General features: G+C 71.0%; 22 protein-coding genes and 1 pseudogene. 11 read left to right on the top strand and 12 right to left on the bottom strand.

What is annotated here, in order from left to right:
* Positions 1-15: 15 nt before the first annotated feature.
* Positions 16-1,383 carry an NAD(P)/FAD-dependent oxidoreductase gene (locus AC5L3X_RS31770; protein WP_494861920.1) on the top strand — a complete coding sequence of 456 codons (1,368 nt, stop codon included), beginning with the start codon at positions 16-18 and terminating at the stop codon, positions 1,381-1,383.
* A gap of 61 nt (positions 1,384-1,444) precedes the next feature.
* On the opposite strand, the gene AC5L3X_RS31765 is transcribed toward AC5L3X_RS31770, so the two are convergent.
* Entirely contained in the window at positions 1,445-1,900 is a 456-nt protein-coding gene (locus AC5L3X_RS31765) for a nuclear transport factor 2 family protein (protein ID WP_494861919.1), read from the bottom strand.
* Positions 1,901-1,931: 31 nt separating this feature from the next.
* Positions 1,932-2,810, bottom strand: coding sequence for a TIGR03619 family F420-dependent LLM class oxidoreductase (locus AC5L3X_RS31760; RefSeq protein ID WP_189127820.1), 879 nt, complete (start codon positions 2,808-2,810; stop codon positions 1,932-1,934).
* An 83-nt stretch (positions 2,811-2,893) separates the two neighbouring features.
* Between AC5L3X_RS31760 and AC5L3X_RS31755 the strand changes: the two genes are divergently transcribed.
* On the top strand, positions 2,894-3,334 hold the full coding sequence (locus AC5L3X_RS31755) for a DUF5713 family protein (RefSeq protein WP_225263160.1): 441 nt from the start codon (positions 2,894-2,896) through the stop codon (positions 3,332-3,334).
* Between the two features lie 59 nt (positions 3,335-3,393).
* On the opposite strand, the gene AC5L3X_RS31750 is transcribed toward AC5L3X_RS31755, so the two are convergent.
* Positions 3,394-5,628, bottom strand: coding sequence for an Orn/Lys/Arg family decarboxylase (locus AC5L3X_RS31750; protein WP_494861918.1), 2,235 nt, complete (start codon positions 5,626-5,628; stop codon positions 3,394-3,396).
* 274 nt (positions 5,629-5,902) lie between these two features.
* Here AC5L3X_RS31750 and AC5L3X_RS31745 point away from each other — a divergent pair, with 274 nt between their 5' ends.
* Positions 5,903-7,597 (top strand): DEAD/DEAH box helicase, encoded by a 1,695-nt coding sequence (locus tag AC5L3X_RS31745; protein WP_494861916.1) that lies wholly within the window; start codon positions 5,903-5,905, stop codon positions 7,595-7,597.
* The gene (locus tag AC5L3X_RS31740) at positions 7,563-9,710 is read left to right on the top strand and encodes a sensor histidine kinase (RefSeq protein ID WP_494861915.1); all 2,148 of its coding nucleotides are present in this window, start codon (positions 7,563-7,565) and stop codon (positions 9,708-9,710) included. Before AC5L3X_RS31745 ends, AC5L3X_RS31740 begins: the two co-directional genes overlap by 35 nt.
* Before the next feature lie 22 nt (positions 9,711-9,732).
* Here the strand turns inward: AC5L3X_RS31740 and AC5L3X_RS31735 are convergent, their stop codons facing one another.
* The 3 genes from AC5L3X_RS31735 to AC5L3X_RS31725 form a co-directional block, all read right to left on the bottom strand.
* Positions 9,733-10,857 carry an epoxide hydrolase family protein gene (locus AC5L3X_RS31735; protein ID WP_494861913.1) on the bottom strand — a complete coding sequence of 375 codons (1,125 nt, stop codon included), beginning with the start codon at positions 10,855-10,857 and terminating at the stop codon, positions 9,733-9,735.
* A gap of 62 nt (positions 10,858-10,919) precedes the next feature.
* Positions 10,920-12,149, bottom strand: a complete 1,230-nt coding sequence (locus tag AC5L3X_RS31730; RefSeq protein WP_494861912.1) for an RNA polymerase sigma factor — start codon at positions 12,147-12,149, stop codon at positions 10,920-10,922.
* A 7-nt stretch (positions 12,150-12,156) separates the two neighbouring features.
* Positions 12,157-12,555, bottom strand: coding sequence for a YciI family protein (locus tag AC5L3X_RS31725; protein WP_494861910.1), 399 nt, complete (start codon positions 12,553-12,555; stop codon positions 12,157-12,159).
* Between the two features lie 191 nt (positions 12,556-12,746).
* Between AC5L3X_RS31725 and AC5L3X_RS31720 the strand changes: the two genes are divergently transcribed.
* Positions 12,747-13,151, top strand: a complete 405-nt coding sequence (locus tag AC5L3X_RS31720) for an AfsR/SARP family transcriptional regulator (protein WP_494861908.1) — start codon at positions 12,747-12,749, stop codon at positions 13,149-13,151.
* Here AC5L3X_RS31720 and AC5L3X_RS31715 read toward each other — a convergent pair.
* Complete coding sequence (locus AC5L3X_RS31715; RefSeq protein WP_494861906.1) at positions 13,072-13,395, bottom strand: hypothetical protein; 324 nt, start codon at positions 13,393-13,395, stop codon at positions 13,072-13,074. The two genes, AC5L3X_RS31720 and AC5L3X_RS31715, sit on opposite strands and share 80 nt — an antisense overlap.
* Before the next feature lie 168 nt (positions 13,396-13,563).
* Here AC5L3X_RS31715 and AC5L3X_RS31710 point away from each other — a divergent pair.
* Positions 13,564-13,923: pseudogene (locus AC5L3X_RS31710) on the top strand (transposase); the annotation flags it as partial.
* Between the two features lie 114 nt (positions 13,924-14,037).
* Here AC5L3X_RS31710 and AC5L3X_RS31705 read toward each other — a convergent pair.
* Positions 14,038-14,211, bottom strand: a complete 174-nt coding sequence (locus AC5L3X_RS31705) for a hypothetical protein (RefSeq protein ID WP_494861939.1) — start codon at positions 14,209-14,211, stop codon at positions 14,038-14,040.
* 572 nt (positions 14,212-14,783) lie between these two features.
* Here AC5L3X_RS31705 and AC5L3X_RS31700 point away from each other — a divergent pair.
* Positions 14,784-15,212, top strand: a complete 429-nt coding sequence (locus tag AC5L3X_RS31700) for an STAS domain-containing protein (protein WP_494861904.1) — start codon at positions 14,784-14,786, stop codon at positions 15,210-15,212.
* A gap of 27 nt (positions 15,213-15,239) precedes the next feature.
* Here the strand turns inward: AC5L3X_RS31700 and AC5L3X_RS31695 are convergent, their stop codons facing one another.
* Both AC5L3X_RS31695 and AC5L3X_RS31690 read right to left on the bottom strand, forming a co-directional pair.
* Positions 15,240-15,809, bottom strand: a complete 570-nt coding sequence (locus AC5L3X_RS31695) for a hypothetical protein (RefSeq protein ID WP_494861902.1) — start codon at positions 15,807-15,809, stop codon at positions 15,240-15,242.
* 353 nt (positions 15,810-16,162) lie between these two features.
* Entirely contained in the window at positions 16,163-16,921 is a 759-nt protein-coding gene (locus tag AC5L3X_RS31690) for an NAD(P)H-dependent flavin oxidoreductase (RefSeq protein ID WP_494861900.1), read from the bottom strand.
* Here AC5L3X_RS31690 and AC5L3X_RS31685 point away from each other — a divergent pair.
* Together AC5L3X_RS31685 and AC5L3X_RS31680 are read left to right on the top strand one after the other, a co-directional pair.
* Positions 16,920-17,105, top strand: coding sequence for a hypothetical protein (locus tag AC5L3X_RS31685; RefSeq protein WP_494861898.1), 186 nt, complete (start codon positions 16,920-16,922; stop codon positions 17,103-17,105). The two genes, AC5L3X_RS31690 and AC5L3X_RS31685, sit on opposite strands and share 2 nt — an antisense overlap.
* A 161-nt stretch (positions 17,106-17,266) precedes the next feature.
* Positions 17,267-17,839 carry a DUF4386 domain-containing protein gene (locus AC5L3X_RS31680; RefSeq protein ID WP_494861896.1) on the top strand — a complete coding sequence of 191 codons (573 nt, stop codon included), beginning with the start codon at positions 17,267-17,269 and terminating at the stop codon, positions 17,837-17,839.
* A 204-nt stretch (positions 17,840-18,043) separates the two neighbouring features.
* On the opposite strand, the gene AC5L3X_RS31675 is transcribed toward AC5L3X_RS31680, so the two are convergent.
* Positions 18,044-18,169: a hypothetical protein gene (locus tag AC5L3X_RS31675; RefSeq protein WP_494861894.1), complete on the bottom strand. Its 126-nt coding sequence runs from the start codon at positions 18,167-18,169 to the stop codon at positions 18,044-18,046.
* 457 nt (positions 18,170-18,626) lie between these two features.
* The gene (locus tag AC5L3X_RS31670) at positions 18,627-19,139 is read right to left on the bottom strand and encodes a protein kinase domain-containing protein (RefSeq protein ID WP_494861892.1); all 513 of its coding nucleotides are present in this window, start codon (positions 19,137-19,139) and stop codon (positions 18,627-18,629) included.
* Positions 19,140-19,299: 160 nt separating this feature from the next.
* Here AC5L3X_RS31670 and AC5L3X_RS31665 point away from each other — a divergent pair, with 160 nt between their 5' ends.
* Together AC5L3X_RS31665 and AC5L3X_RS31660 are read left to right on the top strand one after the other, a co-directional pair.
* Positions 19,300-20,727, top strand: coding sequence for an MFS transporter (locus tag AC5L3X_RS31665; RefSeq protein ID WP_494861890.1), 1,428 nt, complete (start codon positions 19,300-19,302; stop codon positions 20,725-20,727).
* A complete protein-coding gene (locus tag AC5L3X_RS31660) occupies positions 20,724-21,548 on the top strand; it encodes a carbohydrate deacetylase (protein WP_494861888.1) in 825 nt (274 codons plus the stop codon). Before AC5L3X_RS31665 ends, AC5L3X_RS31660 begins: the two co-directional genes overlap by 4 nt.
* Positions 21,549-21,587: the final 39 nt, after the last annotated feature.

The following is a 21,587-nucleotide window of genomic DNA, read 5'->3' as shown; positions in this document are numbered from 1 at the left end:
GGAGTCGGAGACATCATGAATGCCGAGATCCACGACGTCGTCATCGTCGGTGGGGGAGTCGCCGGGCTTTCGGCGCTCTGGCAGCTGCGGCACCGCGACGTGGTGCTGCTGGAGGCCGACGAACGGCTGGGCGGCCGGTTGATGTCGCTGCCACGGGGCGAATACTGGATGAACCTCGGCGCGCACCTGTTCCCGGGCGCCGGCTCGCACGTCGAGCGGATGACGTCGGCCCTCGGGCTGGAGACCATCGGCATCCCGGGCGCCAAGTTCGCGCTGACCTTCGCCGGCAAGGTGTACGCCAACAAGCGGGTCGAGACCTACCCGTTCACCCTGCCCCTGTCCCTGCGCGAGCGGGTCGCCCTGTCCAACGTCGGCCTGCGCGCGGTGGGCGCGGTCAAGGTATGGCAGGACACGCAGCGGGAGCGGCCCGGCTGGGCGGCCGCCCGCTTCGGCGGCTACCTGGCCGACCGGTCGTTCCGTGAGCTGATCGGCCGCCCGCCGGCCCGGGTGGACGGCATCTTCCGCTCGGCCGGGCACCGCGCCGCCTCCGAGCTGGAGGACCAGAGCGTCGGCACCGGCGGCGCCCTGTTCGGCGGGGTGTGGGCGGGGCGCAAGAGCCTGCTGTCGTACAACCTCAACGGCGGCTCGGGCCGGCTCGGTGAGGCGATGGCCGCCGAGCTCGGGCACCTGGTGCGCTACGGCGCCGCCGTGACCAGGGTCCGTGAGGAGGGCGGCCACGTCACGCTCACCCTGCGCGAGCACGGCGAGGAGAAGACGCTGCGCGCCCGCCAGGTGATCATGGCCACGCCGGCGTACGTCTCGCGCCGCGTGGTCGAGGGCCTGCCCGGCGACGTCGCCGACGTGCTGGCCGGCGTCACGTACGGCCCCTTCGTCAGCGCCGGCGTCATCACCACCGAGCGCGGCCGGATGCCGTGGGACCACATCTACGCGCTCACCGCGACGGAGCAGTCCTTCGACATGATGTTCAACCACGCCAACCCGCTGCGCACCGGCGGCACCCGGCGTCCCGGCGGCAGCCTGATGGTGTACGCCGGAGGCGACGGAGCCCGCAGGATGCTGGACCTGGAGGACAGCGGCGTGGAGTCGCGCTACGCCGACGACCTCGTCGGGGTGTACCCCCAGCTGCGCGGCAATCTCGGCGAGATCAGGATCCAGCGCTGGGAACACGGCATCCCCTACCGCCGCCCCGGGTTCTCCTTCGAGCCGATGCTCCGCCACAGCCGTCGCACCGACGTCGGCGTCCACTTCTGCGGTGACTACTTCGGCGATCTCGGCAACATGGAGCTCGCCGCCGCGTCCGGCTTCCGGGCCGCCCTGCGCGCCGGCGCCGCCCTCGGCGCGGACGCCGCGCGTCGCCCCTGAGCGGCGTCGCACGACAGGTGGGCGGCCAGCGTGCGGAAGGTGGCGGCCGAGAGCGCGCGGCCTACCGGCGCTCGGGGCCGGTCAGGGTGGCCAGCGCGCGATCGGGCTCCCAGTGGGCGCGGAGGGACGTGATCAGGCCGGCCTCGTCGACCGTGTAGACGATCACGCAGTCGACCGTCATGGTCGTGCCGCCGTCCATGGTCATGGTGATGGCGGCGACGTTGGCGCAACTCGGCCCGTTGGCGAAGGAGTCGCCGACCTGGAAGCGGAACGCGCGTACCGAGCTGATGTTGGCGTCCCAGAACGCCGCGATCTCCTGGTGGCCACGGTGCCCCTTGCCCTCGGGGTCGAGCATCGAGGGGCCGACGGGATCCTCCAGGAGGGCGTCCGGACCGAACAGGCCCAGCCAGTCGGACCTGCGCCCGGCGACGACCGCGGCCATGGACGCCTGGGCCGCCCGGCGCGCGGCGTGGTCGTCGTCCGGCGCGTCCCAGGTGATGGCGGTGGAATCGGTCACCACGAAACTGTAACCCGTTCTTGTTCGCCGGTTAAGGGGTGACTTTGGAGATGACGGACTCGGCGAACCGCTCCAGGTGCTCGATCTTCTTGCTGAGCGGCTCCGTGTCCGGCCCCTTGATGTACGGGTTCCGGAACCCGACGATCAGGTCGGTGACGCCCTTGTCGGCCAGCCGCCGCACCCCGTCCACCGTGTAGGCGTCGTAGGAGATCGCGTGCACCTCGAAGGGCCGGTCGGCCGTGCCCTCCTCGGCGCGCAGGGCGGCCAGCCTGGCGAGCAGCGGGTCCAGCTCGCCGGGGTCGCCCCCGCCGTGCATCCAGCCGTCGCCGAGGCGGGCGGCCCGGCGCAGCGCCGCGTCGCTGTGCCCGCCGACCAGGACGGGGATCGGCTCGGTGGGGGCTGGTGACATCTTCACCGGCGGCAGGTCGAAGAACTCGCCGTGATACTCGAAGTAGCCGCCGCCCGTCAGGCCGCGGAACACCTCGATGGCCTCGTCCATCCGCTTTCCGCGCCGCGCCCACGGCACCCCCATGACCGCGAAGTCCTCGGGCCACGGGCTGAGCCCGACGCCGAGGCCGAGCCGGTTGCCGGTGAGACAGGCGATCGAGCTCGCCTGCTTGGCGACCAGCACCGGCGGGCGGACCGGCAGCTTGAGCACGAACGGCGTGAACCGGATCGTCGACGTCACCGCCCCCATGGCCGCGACCAGGACGAACGTCTCGATGAAGCTCTTGTCCTCAAGGAAGGCGCGGTCGCCGTCCGCGGTGTACGGATAGCTCGCGTCGGACTCCTTCGGATACACGAGGGAGTCCGCGACGCTGACGCTCGCGTAGCCCGCCGCCTCGGCGGCCCGCGCCAGCGGGAGGTAGTACGACGGATCGGTCATGGCCTCGGCATAGGTGAACCGCATGCGAGGAGCGTAATAGAACCTGTTCCACTACAGAAGGCTCGGGTGGGATCCGGGTCAAACCGGCACGCGCCGCGGAGCGGACCGTGGGTGTCGCGCTACTCCGGAGGCTGCCGGTGTCGCCGGTGTCGGCGGTGTGGTGCAGCATCGAGATCCAGCCGTACGCGCAGAAAGGGGAGATCGCGATGTCGCTCACCAACCAGCAGGTGGCCGGCCATGCCTTTCTCAAGGACCTGTACGAAGACGACTACTACCCGGATCACGTCCTCGACCAGGCGAAGGCGATCCTGCTGAGGCTGTGCGGGCGGATCGAGACCGAGCGGCCGGCGGATCTCGCGGCACTCTACGCGCTCACCCGGACCGCGACGGAGGAGTTCAACGCCCTGGAGGCGGAGTTCGAGGCGGCCGGCAGTGAGATCGAGACCGTCGCGCGAGAGGTGATCGCCGAGGACTTCTGGTTCGTGGCCTCGGCGTACGGGTTCGCGGAGGCGGACGCGGAGAAGCTGGTCGCCGCCCGCGAGTGGTGACACGGGCCTGCCCGGCGGCCTGGCGCACCTCGCGCTCTGGCTCGCCGGAACGTTCTACCTCAGCGTTCGACCTCGACGTGGTAGCGGCCGGCGTCGTCGCGGTGCGCGCCGTGGATGTCGGTGGCCAGGTCGGGGAACGAACGGTCGAAGTCCTCCAGGGCGTGCAGGAACGTCATCAGCGGGCCGTCGGCGGGCCCGGTGGCCTCGCCGGGGATCAGCATCGGGATCCCCGGCGGGGTGACGACCACCGTGGCGGCGGAGACACGGCCGGGCAGCTCGGCGAGAGGGACGCGTTCCGTGCGCGAGCGGATCAACGCCTGGTAGCTGTCGGCGGGGGTACGGACAGGCTCGGGGAGGGTGGTGAAGATCTCATCGAGGAGCGCGCCGAGCCCGAGCGCGCGCAGCCTGTCGTGCACGTCGGCGCAGAAGCGGCGCAGCGTGGTGGCCGGCGGCCCGAAGCCCGGCAGCACCTCGGCCAGGGGCAGGTCGTCGTCGTAGGCGCGCTTGAAGTCGGTGAGCGCGTCGATCAGCGTGCCCCACTTGCCCTTGGTGATGCCCATGGAGAACAGCACCAGCAGGGTGTGGTCGCCGGTCTTCTCCACGACGATGCCGCGCCGCCGCAGGTAGGTGGCGACGATCCGGGCGGGGATGCCCCAGTCGAGGGTGCCGTCGGTGGCGTCGGCACCGGGGCAGGTGATCGTCACCTTGATGGGGTCGAGCAGGCAGTAGCCGTCGGTCAGGCCCTGGAAGCCGTGCCAGGCGGCGCCGGGCTCCAGGGTCCAGCAGGCCGGATCGGTGCTCAGCAGCACGGGATCGGCGTCGGCGAACGGGATGGGCCGGCCGGTGCCGGGATCCGTGACCTGCGGGGGCTGCCAGACGCCGAAGTACCACTCGGGCCGCCGGCCGTCCTCCCGGATGCGGGCGGCCAGCCGGACCATGGCCTGGCGGAACCTGACCGCCTCAAGGACGGCCTCACCCGTCAGGTACGCCCCCGACGGGCCGTCCATCATGCCCGCCGCCACGTCCAGCGAGGCGATCATCGGATAGAGCGGCGAGGTGGAACAGTGCATCAGGTACGTCTCGTTGAGCCGCTCGTAGTCCACCGGGGCGCGCTCGGCGGACCGGACGTGCAGCATCGCCGACTGCGACAGGGCCGCCAGGAGCTTGTGCGTGGACTGGGTGGCGAACACGGTGGGGCGACCCGGCCCCGGCAGGGTCCGCTCGTCCACGGCCATCCCGTAGCGGCGGGCGTAGAGCGGGTTGAAGCGGGCGTAGGCGAACCACGCCTCGTCGAAGTGGACCCGGGGGACGCTCTCGCTCAGCAGCTCGGCGACGCGTACGGCGTCGTAGCAGAGCCCGTCGTAGGTGGAGTTGGTGATCACGGCGTAGGACGGGGCGCCGTCGGCGAGGGGGTGGCCGGACAGCCGGTCGCGCAGGGCACCGGCCCGCAGCGCGGCGGGCGGGATGGGGCCGGCCAGGCCGAGACCGTTGCGTTCGGGCACCAGGTAGACGGGGCGCGCGCCGCTGATGGTCAGCGCGTGCTGGAGTGACTTGTGGCAGTTGCGATCGACCAGGGCGGTCTCGTCACGGGCGACGGCGTGGTGGCCGACGATGCGGTTGGCGGTGGCGTTGCCGTTCATCACGAAGAAGGTGCGGTCGGCGCCGAAGACGCGGGCGGCGTTGCGTTCGGCGTCGCCGATCGGGCCGGTGTGGTCCAGCGGCGAGCCGAGCTCGGGGACGGAGATGGACAGGTCGGTGCGCAGCAGGCGCTCACCGTAGAAGTCGAAGAACGCCCGCCCGACCGGCGACTTCAGGAACGCCACGCCGCCCGCGTGCGCCGGGGTGTGCCAGGAATACTGGTGGTGGTCCTGCAGCTTGCGCAGCGCGCGGAAGAACGGCGGGAGCACTCGCTCGGCGTATTCCTCGGTGGCGTGCGCGATGCGGCCGGCGATGAAGTCAGGGGTGTCCTCGAGCGGGAACACGTAGCCCTGGATGACCTCGTACACCCACAGGGGGAGCTCCTGCTCGGCGGTCAGGAGGAAGACCGGCAGGCCGCGGAAGCGCTGGGTGACCGCCCGCAGCACCTGAGGGGCGCCCGGGGTGTCCCAGTCGGCCAGCATCCCCGCCAGCGAGGCGTCCGAGCCGATCACCGCCAGCGCGTCCTCCGTGCGGTGCGTCCAGCGCAACTGAACGCCGAGGTCGTGCATCGCCGCGCGGACGCGGCGGATCTGCTCGGCGAGTGCCGTGTCGGCGTCGGGGCGTTCAGCGACCGCGGCGAGGACCGTTCGTTCCATGCGCACTCCATGACCGGGGGGACCGTCGATCCGCCCTTTACCCTGAGTCGTTGATCGTCACTCAGGGTGGGCGGGCCCGTCGCCTGCGAAATCACCGTAAAATCAGAGGCGACTTGAGGGTCGCGCCGGCCGTGTTCGGCGGGGACGAGTCCGCACCGCGATGCTCCCCGCACCGGCCTGTCGCCGGACAGCGCACAGGGGGCGGGGTGCGTCGGAGCCCTTCCCGGGAGATGACCGGCGGCAGGGATGAGCGGGAGTTCGTGAGGAGTCGGAGATGAGCATGAACACGACCGGTGGCGAGGGCACCTTCGCCGATCTGGGGCTCCGAGCCGAGCTCCTGGACGTCCTGTCCGCGCTGGGCTACGAAGAGCCCACCCCGATCCAGTGGGAGGCGATCCCGCCGTTGGTGCAGGGGCGTGACCTGCTCGGCCAGGCGGCGACGGGCACGGGCAAGACCGCGGCGTTCGCGCTGCCCATGCTGCAGCGCATGCCGCACCCCGGCGATGGCACCGGGCCCGTGACGCTGGTGCTCGTGCCCACGCGCGAGCTGGCCATCCAGGTCTCGGAGGCGTTCCATCGCTACGGCCGCGCGCTGGGTGCCCGCGTCCTGCCGATCTACGGCGGCGCGCCCATCGGGCGGCAGTTGCAGGCGCTCAAGCGCGGGGTGGACGTCGTGGTCGCGACCCCGGGCCGGGCCCTCGACCACATCGGCCGCGGCACGCTCGACCTGGAGGGGCTGCGCACGGTCGTGCTGGACGAGGCGGACGAGATGCTCGACATGGGGTTCGCCGACGACATCGAGGCGATCCTCGCGGCGACCCCCGAAAGCCGCCAGACCGTGCTGTTCTCCGCGACGCTCCCGCCGCGCATCGACGGCATCGCCCGCCGTCACCTGAACGACCCGGTGCGGATAGAGATGGGGCACGCGGCGGCGGAGGGCCGCCAGACGACCCCGCTGGTGGAGCAGAGCGCCTACCTGGTCGCCAGGGCGCACAAGCCCGCGGCGCTCGGCCGCCTGCTCGACATCGAGGCGCCGACGGCCGCGATCATCTTCTGCCGCACCCGTGAGGAGGTCGACCAGCTCACCGAGACCATGAACGGCCGCGGCCACCGCGCCGAGGCCCTGCACGGCGGCATGGAGCAGGAGCAGCGCGACCGGGTGATGTCACGCCTGCGGGCCGGGACCGCCGACCTGCTCATCGCGACCGACGTGGCCGCGCGTGGCCTCGACGTCGAACAACTCACCCACGTCGTCAACTACAACGTCCCGTCCGCGCCCGAGGCGTACGTGCACCGCATCGGCCGGGTGGGCCGCGCCGGCCGCGAAGGGGTGGCGCTGACCCTGGTGGAGCCGCGCGAGCACCGCATGCTCAAGGCGATCGAGCGGGTAACCAGACAACGGATCCCGGTGGAGAGGCTGCCGACCGTCGCCGACCTCCAGGCGCGCCGGATGGAGCTTACCCGTGCCGCGCTGGAGGAATGCCTGCTGCAGGACGACCTGGAGCCCTTCCACGCCGTGGTCGAGTCGCTCACCGACGAGTTCGACCTCATGGAGGTGGCGCTCGCCGCCGTCAAGCTGGCGCACGAGGCCAGTGGCGCCACGCTCGACGAGCAGGAGATCCCCGAGATCACCGTGCGGCCCGTGGACAAGCGGCGCGGGCAGCGGGAGGCCGCCCCCGACGGCGAGCGATCCCACCGCGCGCCGGCGGGCGGCATGGAACGCCTCTTCTTCAGCCTGGGCCGCAGCGCGGGCATCAGGCCCCAGGACCTGGTCGGCGCGATAGCCGGCGAGTCCAGCCTGAGCGGGCGCGACATCGGCGCGATCGAGATCGCCGAACGGTTCTCGCTGGTGGAGGTGCCGCAGGCCGCGGCCAACGAGGTGATCGACGCCCTCCGGCGCAGCACGATCAAGGGCAGGAGACCGAACGTCCGCCGTGAGCGTGACCCGCGCGGCAGACGGCAACGATGACGCCCGGGTCGTGGGCGCGCTCGACACCGTCCGCGACGATCCGCTGATGGCCGGGGGCGGGGGCGCCGCGCCGGGCGCCGCCCCGCGATCGACGTGGGCGCGAGGGGCGTCCGCGGTGCTGGCCGTGCTGTCGGTGTCGCTGACCGTGGCCGGCACCGCGATCCAGTCGTCCCTGCCGGACGAGTGGGCGCCGTGGCCGCCCATGGCGCCCGACCACGGCGCGGCCCTGACGTTCCCCCTGATCGGCGCGTTCCTGATCGCGTACCGTCCCCGTCTGAGGCTGGCCTGGCTGATGTGCGCCGGCGGCCTCGGCTGCGCGGTCAACGTGATGATGACCGGGCTGCAGTTCGCGCAGGCGGCGGCGGGCGACCTGGAGAGCGCCGGCTGGCTTCGCGTCCTGGCGATCACGGGCTGGACGGCCGGGGCCTGCACGCTGGGGATCCTCATACCGCTGCTCTCACCGGACGACCGCCTGCCCTCGCGCCGCTGGCTGCCCGTGGCCATCGCCGGTGTGGCGGTGACCCTCGTCGAGGGCGTGCGCAACATCGTGCGGCCGACCCCGCCCGCGAGCACCTACCGCTGGCCGGAGGTCATCCCGAATCCCCTGGCGATCGAGGCCCTGGCCCCCTACCATCCGGCGTTGGCGAGCTCACTGGTCGTGCTGATCAACGCCTGTGTGGTGCTGGCCGTGATCTCTCTGCTGGTACGTCTGCGGCACGCCTCCTCGACGGCGCGCAGGCAGATCGCCTGGCCGCTGAGCGCGTTCGTCGTCTACACGCTGTTCGTGCTGCTCGGCGACGACTACTGGCTGCCGGCCACGATCTGGACCGCGCTGATCGCGGTGGCGATCGCGTTCGCGGTGCTGCAGTACCGCCTGTACGGCATCGACACCGTCATCAGCCGGACCGTCATCGCGGCCGGTCTGATCGCCGCGGTCGGCGCGGTGTACTTCGGCGTCGGCGCCCTGGCCGCGCTGCTGGTGTCGGGCTACGACCAGGTGGCGGGGCTGGCCGCAGCCCTGGTGGCGGGCGCGTGCTTCCAGCCGCTGCGCACCCGTCTGCGCCGCATCACCGACGTGATGCTGTACGGCGAGCACGGCCGGCCCGAGGAACTGGCCAGGAGACTGGCGCGCGAGGCCGGCGAGACCGAGCCGGTCAACGCGCTGGCCGCGGTCACGGCGGTGGTGCACGACGGCCTGGGCGTGACCGGCGTCGTCGTCGAGGCCGGCACGGCGGGCATGCGGGTGGAGCTCGGCCAGGTCGGTCCGGAGCCGCGCGTCGTACCACTGGTGTGGCACGGCGAGCCGGTCGGCCGGATGCTGATCGGGCCGCCCGGCCCGCGCCGCTTCTCCGCCGCCTACACCGAGCGGCTGATCAGGACCGCGACCCTGCACGTCGCGGACGTCGCGCACGCCGTGCTCATGACGGCCGACCTGCAGCGTTCCCGGGAGCGCATCCTGAACGCGCGTGAGGAGGAGCGGCGCCGGCTCCGCCGCGACCTGCACGACGGCCTCGGCCAGGCGCTCACCCACATGTCGATGTCGCTGACCATGGCCCAGCTGCGCCTGCGGGAGATGCCGTCCGCGGCCGACCGGATGCTGCGCGACCTGCGCGGCAGCATGGACACGGTCAGCCAGGAGGTCCGCGAGCTGGTCTACGGCCTGCGCCCGCCCAGCCTGGACGACCTCGGCCTGTTCGGGGCGGTGCGGGCGCTCGCCGAGAAGCCGGGCCCACCCGTCCAGGTCGAGACGGAGGGCGAGACCCGCGACCTGCCGGCGGCGGTGGAGGTGGCGGCGTACCGGATCGCCCAGGAGGCGCTGACCAACGTGCGCAAGCACGCCGACGCCACCCGCACCACCGTCACCCTGGCCTGCTCCGAGGACGCGCTGGTCGTGCGGGTGCGTGACGACGGCAAGGGGCTGCCCCGCCACCGCCGCTCCGGCGTCGGCTTCGCCTCGATGCGCGAGCGCGCGGCCGAGCTGGGCGGCACCTGCCTGATCACCCCGGCCGGCGCCGGCCCGGGGACACAGGTGGAGGCCACGCTGCCGCTTCCCGGGCGCTCGCGGGCCGCGAAGATCACCGGCTCGCCCCGTTCCGGAGCGGCCCGGGGATGACCGGGCGGGCTCCGATCCTTTTTCAGGACCGTAGCCCTGCGAAGAACTGGCGGATGTCGCCGACCAGGAGGTCGGGGGCGTCATGAGCGGCGTAGTGCCCGCCGCGGTCGTAGTGGTTCCACGAGGCGATGGTGGCGTGGTGCCGTTCGGCGAAGGTCCGGATCGAGGCGAGGTCCCCGGGGAACTGCGCGACCCCGAGGGGGGCCGTCGTGGGACCGGTGTCCGGTGCCTCTCTCTCATGCTCGGCGTAGATCCGGATGGCCGATCCGCCGGTGCCGGTGAGCCAGTGGACGGACACATGGGTGAGGAGCGCGTCGGTGTCGAGCCCGTGCATGGCCTGAGCGTTCCAGCCGAGCAGACCGGCGGGCGAGTCGGCGAGGGCATGCGCAAGGGTCTGGGGCTGCTGGCCCTGAACGGCCCCGTAGGAGGCTTCGTGGTCGAGATAGTGCTGGAAGCTCTGGAGCGCGGCCTGCTCCGACGGTGACAGCCGCGCCGGCCAGCTCGGATCGTCGTTCGGGGGGCCGGCCCACGCCTGGGTCACGTGCACGCCGACCACCGCGTGCGGAGCGATACGCCCGAGTTCGGGGGAGATGAACGACCCCCAGTCGTTGCCGACCGCGCCATAGCGGGCGTATCCCAGTCGCTCCATGAGAGTGGCCCAGGCGCGGGCGATCCGGCGTGGACCCCAGCCCGTGTCAGGGGTGGGGCCGGAGAAGCCGAACCCGGGCAGCGAGGGCAGCACGACATCGAAGGCGGGCGAAGGGGGCAGATCGTGGCGTCGGGGGTCGCTGAGCGGGCCGAGGATGTTGAGATATTCCGCGACCGACCCGGGCCAGCCGTGACTGAGCACCAGCGGCAGCGGGTTCGGTTCAGGGGAGCGGACGTGCAGGAAGTGGATGTTCGCGCCGTCGATGGTGGTGGTGAACTGGGGGTAGCCGTTGAGCCGGGCTTCCCAGCCGCGCCAGTCGTAGTGGTCGCGCCAGTGTGCGGCCAGCTCCCGCACGCGGGCGACGGGCACGCCGTACCCCTGGTCGCCGCCGGCCGGTTCGGGGGCCCAGCGGGTGCGCGCGAGCCGGTCGCGCAGGTCCTCCAGGTCCTCCTCGGGGACTTCGATCCGGTACGGCCGGATCGCCTCGTCGCCGTTCACGTGGGTTCTCCTTCGCGAGATCGGATGGTGGGAAGGGGGCTCGGCCGGTGCCGCGCGGGTTCTCAGCCGAGCCGCTCGGCCTGTGCGTTCAGGTAACGCACGTGGCGGAGGTTGGTCGCACAGCGAGCGGCGCGGGCGTAGGCGTCACGGGCGGCCTCGCGTTCCCCGGACAGTTCCAGTAGGTGCGCGCGTGCCGCGTGCAGCCGGTGGTCGCGCGCGAGACGAGGGTCGTCCAAAGAGTCGAGCAGGGCCAGGCCCGCCGCAGGGCCCTCGGCCATGGCCACGGCGACAGCGTGGTTGAGGCGGACCGGAGGACTGGGCGAGACTCGTATCAGCAGCCGGTACAGAGCGACGATCTGGGGCCAGTCGGTCTCGGCCGCGCTGGGCGCCCGATGATGGACGGCGGCGATCGCGGCCTGCAGTTGGTACGGACCGACGGGCCCGCGAGGCAGCGCTCGGGCGAGCAGAGCCGCGCCGCGCTGGGTGGACTCGGTCTTCCACAGTGACCGGTCCTGGTCACGCAAGGGGATCAGCTCACCGTGCGCGCCGGTGCGGGCGGGCGCCCGCGCGTCGGTGAGCAGCATCAGGGCGAGCAGTCCGGCGACTTCGCTGTCATCGGGGATCAGCTCGTGGAGCGTCCGCGTCAGGCGGATCGCCTCGGCCGCCAGACCGGGGCGATGCAGGTCCGGCCCGGATGTGGCGGCGTACCCCTCGGTGAAGATCAGGTACAGCACGTGCTGCACGGTCTCCAGCCGTCGCGCGCGGTCGGCCTCCGGCGGCATCTGGAAGTCGGCGCCGTCGTCCTGGATCGCGCTCTTGGCCCGGGAGATCCGCCGCGTCATGGCGGCCTCGGAGGTGAGGAAGGCCCGCGCGATCTCGGCCGTCCTCAGCCCGCCGACCGCCCGCAGCGTCAGGGCGATCTGCGATGCCCGCGACAAGGACGGATGACAGCACAAGGTGAGCAGGACCAGCGTGTCGTCCACTTCTTGGGGGGCGTCGGCGGGCCTGCTCCACCGGTCCCCTGGCAGCACCCGGCTCTCGGCGATGTCCTCGCGCCGGCGACGAGCCTGCTCGGCACGCAGCTGATCGGTCAGCTTGCGGGAGGCGACCTGGATGAGCCACGCCCGCGGCCGGTCCGGAATCCCGTCCTCGCGCCACCGCTGAGCCGCCGCCAGCAACGCCTCCTGAACGGCGTCCTCGGCGTGGTCGAAATGCCCGTAGCGTCTCACCACCGCCCCGAGGACCTGCGGCGCCAGCCGGCGCATCAGATCCTCGATCGCTTCATCGCTCATGGGCCGGTCAGTGCTCGAAATAGTCAGCGGACTCGAGGATCGGCCGGATGACCGTGCCGGACGCGGACTGTGGCCCGGGACACTGGTTCAGCCGCGCGGCGATCTCGCTGGCGCGGTCGAAACCGGAGCAATCCACGATCCAGTACCCGGCCAGCACCTCCTCGGTCTCCGCGAACGGGCCGTCGGTGACGACCTGGGCGCCATCGCGCAGGAGAACGCGACGCGCCAGCACGGGAGCGGCCAGTCCCTGCGCGTCGACCAGTTCTCCGGATTCGGCGAGTTCGGCGGTGAACGTGGCCAGGAACTCGCCGATCGCCACCAACTCCTGCGCGGAAGAGCCCGGGCGGCCGGTGTCCGCACCCGCCAACGCGTCATAGTCCCGCTGCGAACCGTAGGTGAGGATCATGTATTTCACCGCGGTGCCTCCTGTCTCGACGTCTTCCAGATGAGACGTCGAAGGTGAACCCGTCATTCGGACATCCACCGGATGGTAGGTGCCGGGTTCGGCGACTGTCGCGGGCGACCCGTCGTGCTACGACCGCGTCATCGGCTACCCGGTCCGTAAGTGGCAGATAGCACTGGCCGATCACGACGGAGGTGCTCTCCCGGGACTCGCGGGTCCAGGCCCCGGCTCCGGTGTCGGCGTACCTGCAAGAGCTGCATCTCAGCGCGGTCGAGCGACGGATCGACCTAGCCGTGGCCGACGAGCATGGCTGCGACGTGCTCGCGTGGGTGGCCGATCTGGCACGGCGCCATCCGCTGCGCGAGTCCTTACACGTACGCCTGCTCGGTCGTTGCGGCCGGCCGGCCGAGGCCTTGGTCCACTACAAACGGCTCCGACGCCGCCTGGCCGACCAACTCGGCGTCGATATTTTAGTCGTGGGGAGCGCTTCGATCTTTACCCACTCTCCGCAGAGCCCGCTCAGTCACCCGCTCCCTCATCGAGGCTGCCTTCCAACACGCCGGTGTCGAGGAGGTGTGCCCCGGCATCGTGCAAGGTGATGCCGTAGCCGACCGGCGCGTCGCCCGGAGGCGTCCAGTCGTTCGCCGAGATGATCGCCTTGAAGCGGGTGTCGCGAGTCGGGCCGTCGCCGGCGAGGTGGCCGCGCAGGTGGCCGGCACGGTCGTACACGGCCCAGCGCCCGGCGCCCATCTGCGGCATGGCGGCCGGGTTGTCCTTGAGCCACTGAGCGTTGGCCGCATGATCGGGCTGCTCGCCGGCCTCATTCGGCTTGGCGGGCTTCATCAAGCACTCCAGGGGGGACCGTCGCCTCTAGGCGACGCGGGAATCGGGAGCGGGAGGGCCGCCAAGGCCTGAGCGTGCAGTGAGCTGTCTGGTCTGCGCATCAAGGGTTTCCTTCCGGGTTAGTGCCGATAGCGTGGTTTCGTTGCTGAGCCGGTCGCCGGCCTTGATGTGGGTGTTGCCTGGCTCGTCACCACCAGTGATGGCGAGCATCTGGACAACCCTGGCCACCTGAATGCTTCGGCCGGCCGGCTCGCTGCGGCGCAGCGGTGCCTTGCCCGCAGGAAACGCGGGAGCAAACGTCGCGGCAAGGCTGTGGCGCGTGTCGCCGCACTGCACGGCAAGGTACGGCGGCAGCGCCTTGACGGCGCCCACAAGGCCGCGCTCGCACTCGTGCGCGACTACGACGTGATCGTGTACGAGGACCTGCGCATCGCCAACATGACCCGGTCGGCGTCCGGCACGAGCCAGGCGCCCGGCTCCAACATGGCGCGGAAGTCCGGGCTGAACCGTTCGATTCTGGATGCGGGTTGGGGGGTGTTCTTGACGATCCTGTCGCACAAGGCGGAAAGCGCCGGTCGAGAGCTGATCGCAGACCGGACAAACGCTGGGCCCGGCCTGGGCTGGGGTGTCCGGCATGAGGGATCAGTCCCGGGGAGCGTCCTTGACCTTCCCGCTGGACTGCTGCGGATCGCCCACGACCCGATCGGTCTTGCCCGCGATCGGCGGGCGCTGGCTGGCGGTGGTGCGGCCGAGGTGCGGCCTGATCCAGAGCTTGAGGGCCCGCACCTTGTTGTTGATTTCCCAACGCAGACTCATCGAGACTTCCTCTCACCGCTCAGCTCGGTCGTCGCTCCCGGAGCAGATCTGTCGAATCCGTCGCTCCATCGGCCATGACCTCGTGCCTGGCGGACATTCGCCGCGCGGTCACGCGGCCTGAAGGCCCAGGGTCCTCCCCGGCCTGCGGCAGGGAAACGAGCCATTATCGGTCCGGTTATCACTGGAATCGATGAACGCGCAGACGGTTCAGAGAGAGCTGTCGGCTCGGCGGCGTTGGATGCGGCCGTGGTCGGGACAGCGCACGAAACTGGTCATGGCCGGATCGGTTGGCAGGTCGGGTGCGTACCGTGCGGCCGGCGTCTCGTCGGCGGCGAACATCGAGCCCAGATGGGCGTGGGCAAGCCCCGATCGCCACACCAGCGTCGGCTCGGTAATCGCGGCTGATGATAAGCCCGATGGAGACTGCCGCTGTCCGCCACGTCGGGCCTCCTGGACGATGGCGTCAACCGCGCCTGACTGCTCCGTTCACGTTGATCCCCAGTGCGACGTGTCCATGGCCGCCCCGGACCCGCGGCGGCCCTGGCCCGCACTCCCCGCCCACAGGAGCAGCCATGAACACTACGGACCCGATCGCCGCTTTCACACCCAGCACGGCGGCCACCCAGCGCCTGCGCATCACGCCACTCGCCGACCTTGCCGGCCTGCGCATCGAGGGTGAGCTCGATCGCGCCACCCTTCCCACCCTGGTCCGGACACTGGCCTCGATAGCGGGCCATACCAGCTTCTGCATTGATCTGAGCGGTCTGATGTTCTGCGACGTCGGGGGCCTGCGCTGCCTGCTCACCGCCGCCGTCGGCCTGCCTGACGGCCACGTTCTGACGTTGCGGTCGCCCTCCCCGCAAGTCCGGCGCCTGCTCGAACTCACCAACTTGGCGCAGACGGCCGGTTTTTGCCTGCAGGCGCCGTCGTCGTCGACCACCTGCGAAGCGACTCTGGTCCACTTCAGCGCCGCGACGCGCGCAGACAAGACGTGCGCCTGATCGCCATGGCACGACCGCGTGGCGGACTCATCGATCATGTCCGCGGCTGGCAACCTCCTCAGGCTGAGCGTCTGTCCCTACGAGGTCGTCGAACAGGACGTGGAACTGCGTCATGGCGTGTCGAAGTTCCTGGATCGACACCCAACCGCCCGCGGCGCGCCCGCTGATCTCATGGGCTTGGCGGTAGTGATCCAGGGTGCGGCTGTGTCTCACCGACAGGTCGGACACCCGCTGCGCGAAGTCCTCGGTGAGATAGCCGCGCTTGGCCATGACGGCCCTCACCAGCAGATCGGCCTCGCTGACCGCGGGACCCGGCTCGTTCACGAAACGCTCCTGGACCGCCCTCCACCTCTCGGCATAGCCGCGGCGCGACTCGGGAGCGAGCGGCCGTATATCGAGTCGCCCCGATCGTGTCCGGCTCGCCCGCGCCTCACGCTCGGCCGCCCTGCGGTCACTCTCGACGGCAACAGCGCGCTCGTACTCAGGGCCGAATCGCTCGCGAAGACGACCTCGACGCCTCTGCACCCAGCAGAAGCCGACGGCCGGCACCGTCACCCCGACGATGACGACCACCCACATCACGGTCTCGGTCGACACGACCCTCTCCGTCCCATATCGCCGGCGCGCCCCGCCCGAAGAAAGGGGACCGGGTACCGCCAGTAAACGTGCCCCATCTGGAGACGGATATGGGCATTCTGAGCAGAACCCATCGCAGGAGCTGATCAGCGACCGCCCCTCGGCCGGGCTGACGTATTGCGCCTTCTTCGCCACCTTCGCGATCGTCGGTCGCGTCCAGGACGACCCGGGGCTGGCCACAGTGCAGCCCTACCTGAGCGAGAACCACCCGCGCCTCGACGTCATGGCGTTGCGGGACGCCAGGAACCGCCGGCGTGATGGTCGGAAACGCCGAGAGAACGGGCCGCCGGACCAGGTCAGCCCGCCGGACGCGGTCAGGTCCCGAACCCAGTCAGCACCCGCTCGGCCCGCTCCATCATGTCCTGGACGATCTCGGCGGCGGGCTTGACGTCGTGGACCAGGCCGACCCCCTGCCCCATCAGCCAGGGCATCTCCTCCCAATCGGCCTCCGTCTCTGGAACCGGCAGCAGCAGGCCGAACTTGCGCATCGCGGTCTCCTCTCCCTGGACGACGGTGCTGCCGACCCGTTCCAATGAGTCGAGATCGGGCGGAATGTCTGCCAGCCGGCCGTCCCACTCCGACACCACGCGGTTGCGCTGGACCCGCATCGGGTTGAACCGCGGGAACTCCGGCCCGAAGATCGACGTGAGCGCCGTGCCCTCCCCCGTGGCGGCGACCAGCCGCCGACGGTGCTCGGGGTGCACGCGGGCCTCGCGTGAGGCGACCATCCGGGTTCCGACCCACACCCCGTCCGCCCCCAGGCACAGGGCGGCGGCGACCTGCCGCCCGTCCGTGATCCCGCCCGCGGCCAGGACGAGCGCGCGTTCGCCCACGGCGTCCACGATGGCGGGCACGTTGACCATGGTCGGCAGGCCGCCGTAGTTGTGCCCGCCGGCCTCCCAGCCCTGGGCGATGACGACCTCGGCGCCGTCGTCTACGGCGATCATGGCCGCTTCGGCGGAGCCGATCTGCTCCCACACCGACACCCCGGCCTCGTGCAGCAGCTTCAGTGCAGGAGAGGAGTCACCCCAGACCTGCCGGGCGATGTGCCTGGCGCTGCTCATCCTGTTCATGGCGGCCGCCACCGCCATGTGGATCGCCGGCTTGGCCGCTTGCATCTGGCTCGGCTGGATTCCACCCCTCATGGTGTTGTGCATGCTCGGCGCCATCGCGGCCTACCTGGCATTCATGGCCGTCGTCTGGAGCATCTACAACGGCCGCGCTGCCGGCTGCGAGGGAGCCGACATCGCACGCTGACTCCGCAAACCGCCGCATGGACAACGCCCGAGACGGGTGTTGGCCGAGGACGCGGCCAGGACGGTCAGCGACATCACCGGCTCCGAACCGCATGTCGCACCAGACCGAGAAAGGGCAGCCCAGTCATGACACCCCGGAAGATCGCGGTCACGGTAGGCGCCTTGTTCATCTTCCAGATGGTCTCGGCAATGATCGGCACCACACTCACTCAAACGTTCATAGACGGCAACCCCGACAAAGCGGCGCTGACGTCCGGCGTAGCGCTCATGATGTGTTCAAGCCTGGCCGTGGTAGGAATCGGAGTGCTCATGTACCGAGTCCTACGGAGCTTCAATCGGAAGCTGGCCCTCTGGTACCCCATCATGAGGGTTGCCGAGTTCGCGGTCTCCGCCATTTGCGGCATCTACCTGCTGACTCAGCTGCAAGCCGTCCCCAACACGATGTTGTGGGTCTACATTCCCACGGCCATCGGCGGCTTGGTGTTCACCTATCTGCTGTTCGTTTCCGGGATAGTTCCGCAGCCCATCGCGGTCCTCGGACTCATCGGCTACGCCCTGCTTCTGCTGGGAGTGCCGCTGGACCTCCTCGGTGTCCTGGATATGGACGCGGGACTGGGCATGCTCTTACTGGCGCCGGGCGGGTTGTTCGAAGTCCTGGTGCTGCCCATCTGGTTGTTCGCCAAGGGCTTCACACTGCCTCAGACGTCACGGCCGGCGCGGGTCAGCGCGGCGTAGTCAACCGGCACGTAGCGTGGAGGCTGTCCTTGAAACCCGGGACATCCCCAGGTTGTGCCGGAAGGCGGGCGCCTACGGGCCAGATGGCGGGTCATGATGTTGATGGCCGACCAGGAAATATCGAGTCGGAATGGCTGCGCGGGCCGGTGTCGGCGTACCTGCAAGGGTTTCAGCTCCCGCCTCGCGCGGCTGACGGATGAGTGGTCAGGACAGGGCGCAGCCGGCCGACGGCGCGAACGAGTTGGCCGGCGGGTCGCCCACAGCGTGGCTGTAGGCCAGATACTTCCACCGGCACAGCGCCGTCAGCGTGACCTCTGTGTCGGTTCCCATGCAGCGCATGTTGGACCAGGTTCCGGTGTACAAGGTCGAGTTCGCCAGCGCCTTGCAGTAGGCGCTGGCGTCGGTCCACGTGACCGTGCCCGTGGAGGGCTGGAGGGACGGCTTGGCGGTGGGTTGCTCGCTGGCGGTCGGCTTGCCGGTGGGCCACTGGCGCGTGGATTTGGGCGTGGATTTGGGCGTCGCCTTGGGCGTCTTCGGCGCGACAGTGGGGCTGCTGCCCGGCGTCGAGTCAGTGTCGCGTGCCGGGGCGGTCGTCGCCCTGCGGGGCGTCTTGGAGGGGGACGCCGGAACGAGGTCGGTCGCCTTGCCCGGTGTCTTCTCGGCGACCGGCTCGTGTGCGGCGGTCGCGGTCGTGGACGTGGACGGGGTCGTGGACGGGGGGCCGGTGACGGAACCGAGGCGTTCGGGGTCGGCGCCGCCCCCGCCTGCTGCTGCGCGGTGGCGGGCGTCAGGGCGTAGACGCTGCTGCCGACGCCGACGGCGATGACCAGGGCGGCGGCCGCCGAAGCGATGGCGACATCCTTGGCCAGGCACTCCTGGAGCAACCGCCGCAGCCGCCCTCGAAGTGGCTCAGATCGGGCTCGCTCTGCAGGACCGCGTGCAGGGTGGCGGGGATGCTGTCCCCGCCGAAGGCCCTTCGCCCCGTGGCCGCGTAGAACATGGTCGCGGCCCAGGCGAACAGGTCGGCGGGCGGCCCCACCTCACCGCCGGCGATCTGCTCGGGCGCCATGTACGCGGGGCTGCCGATGGGCTGACTGCTGACGACCGACTGGCTCAGGTCCAGGGCCTTGGCGATGCCGAAGTCGATCACCACGGGCCCGTCGGGACCGAGCAGCACGTTGCCCGGCTTGAAGTCCCTGTGCACCCACCCCGGCCGCGTGGATCGCGGCCAGCGCAGTCGCGGTGTTGATCGCCAGCCGCTGCAGCGCCGCCTCGCCGCGCGGCCCGCTCTTAGAACCATGATCATCCCCGGCGCAAGCTGTCGCCGATCTTCTTCTGGAAGCATCACCGCCGCGGCACTCCCGGGCCGATCGCGCTCGAGCGCGGGGGTGGCGCCGCTCCGCTTCGAGTGCGAAAGTAGCGCCGCGCACCGCCTCGGCACGAGCAAGGAAGGTGATCGCGTGTCCCAGCCCGGTACGGCCTTCGCCCAAGGGCGGACTCCCGCGTGGCGCTACGCCATCGGGATGTTCGGCACCTCCATCCCGATCAACATGATCAAGGGATCGATGATCCTCTTCTACGTCGACATCCTCGGGCTCGACGTTCGCGCCTACGGCGTGGTCATGGTGGTCTACGCGGTCATCGACGCGCTCGACAACCCGCTGCTCGGCCACCTGTCCGACCGCACCCGCACCCGGTTCGGGCGGCGCCGCCCGTGGCTGCTCGTCGGCGCGCCGATGCTCGTGGCCTGCATGATCGCGTTCTTCTCCGCGCCGGCCTCTCTGCGGGGCATCGGCCTCGTGCTGTGGTTCGCGGTGTTCGCGATCCTGTGCGAGGCGTTCGACTCGATGCTCAACGCCAACTACGGCGCGCTGCTCCCCGAGCTCTACCCGAGGGAGCGCGACCGCGCCGTGGCCAACGGCCTGCGCCAGGGCTTCCAGCTGATGGCGCTCGTGATCTCGCTCGCGGTCACCCCGCTGCTCACGACCCAGGTGTTCGGCACCGAGGAATCCACCCAGGGCTTCCAGACCACCGCGATCATCTACGGCGCGATCGCGCTCGTCGTGATCGTGTTCATGGCGCTCAGCGCGCGAGAGCGGCCCCGCTACTCCACCCGCGAGCGGCCCCGGCTGCTGCCCAGCGTGCTGTCGATCGTGCGCAACCCGATGTTCTGGACGGTGGGGCTCACCGGCGCCTGTTACGGGGTGGCGATGGCGCTCGTGCTCTCGGGCATCCAGCTGTACGTCCGCTACTCGCTCGGGCTCCCGGTCGGGAACGCGCTCTACCTGCAGGGTATCGTCATCCTCGTCTCGGTGGCCGGCCTCGTGGTGTGGACGCGCGTCGTCGCGCGCCGCGGCGCCCTGTGGACCTGGCGGCTCGCCTTCGCCGTCCTCGCGGTCAGTTTCGCGGCCCTGTTCTTCGCCACCGACCTCATGACCGCGATCGCCGCCGGGGTGCTCGTCGGGGCCGGCTGGTCGGGCATGCTCGCGACGAACGACCTCATCGTCGCGCGGGTGCTCGACGCCGACGCGGCGCGCAACGGGGAGCACCGCGAGGGGCTCTTCCTGTCCGCGTTCGGCTTCTTCGGCCGGCTCAACGGGATCGTGACCGGGCTCGCGCTCACCTCGCTGGGCGTGTTCTTCGGCTACAACTCGGGCCACGATCCCGGCGCCGACCCCGGGCTCGCGTTCCGGGTGTACTTATGCGTGTACCCGTTCGCGCTGACGGCGATCGGCGCGATCGCGGCGCGACTGGTCTCGGTCCCGATCGAGACGCCGCCCACGGCGGACGAGCCGGACGAGCCGGACGAGCCGGACGAGCCGGTTGAGCCGGTCGAGCCGCCGCCGGCCGGCCCCGTGGACGAGTCGGCCGTGGAGCGCCCCCGATGACCCGGCGCGTCGTGATCACAGCCGACGATCTCGCCCGCGAACCCGGGACGACGGAGGTCATCGTCGCCCTGCTGGCCGAAGGACAGGTCAGCGCGACGACGCTCATCTGCCTCTCGCCGGACGCGGAGCGAGCCGCGAACCAGGTCCAGGCGCTGGGCGTCGTGCCCCGGCTGCACGTGACGCTCACGAGCGAGCGCGGGCTCCCGCGCTGGCGGCCCCTCGACGGCGCGGCGAGCCTCGTCGATCCGGACGGAACACTCAGTGACGACCCGTTCGTTCTCGGAGCGCGCGGCGAGGCCGAGGACGTCATCCGGGAGGCGGACGCGCAGCTGCGCTGGATGCGTGAGCGGGGCTTCACGCCCGAAGCGGCCGACTCCCACGCGGGTACCCTCTACGGCCTGCACGGCCGGTCGTGGCTGGCCGAGGCGCTTGAGTGGTGCGCGCGGCACGGCCTCGCCTTCCGGCTGCCCCGTGACCCGGAGCCCTACTTCGGCGGGCCGCTCCCGCCGCACCTCGCGGCGGCGCACGAGGGCGCCGTCGCCCTGGCCGACGCCCTCGGCGTGTCCATCCCGCGGACGATCGCCACCAACCGGCGCGGCGCGCACGAGCTCGGTGGCTACGAGCGGCTGCGGGACGACTATCTCCGCCGGCTCGCGGCCCTGCCCGAGGGCACCAGCGAGTTGTTCCTGCACCCGTCCCGGGAGGACGCGGTCACCGGACCGGACGGCATCGTGCGGATCTGGGAGGCGCGGCTGCTGCGTGACCCGGTGTGGCACCGAGCTCTGGAGAGCGAGGGCATCGAGGTCGTCGGCGGCTGGTGAACCGACGACCGGCGCGGGGGCTCACGGTGTCCAGGATCA

It is taken from the genome of Nonomuraea sp. CX421, from assembly GCF_059358955.1.
This window is presented reverse-complemented; position numbering and strand designations above follow the sequence as displayed.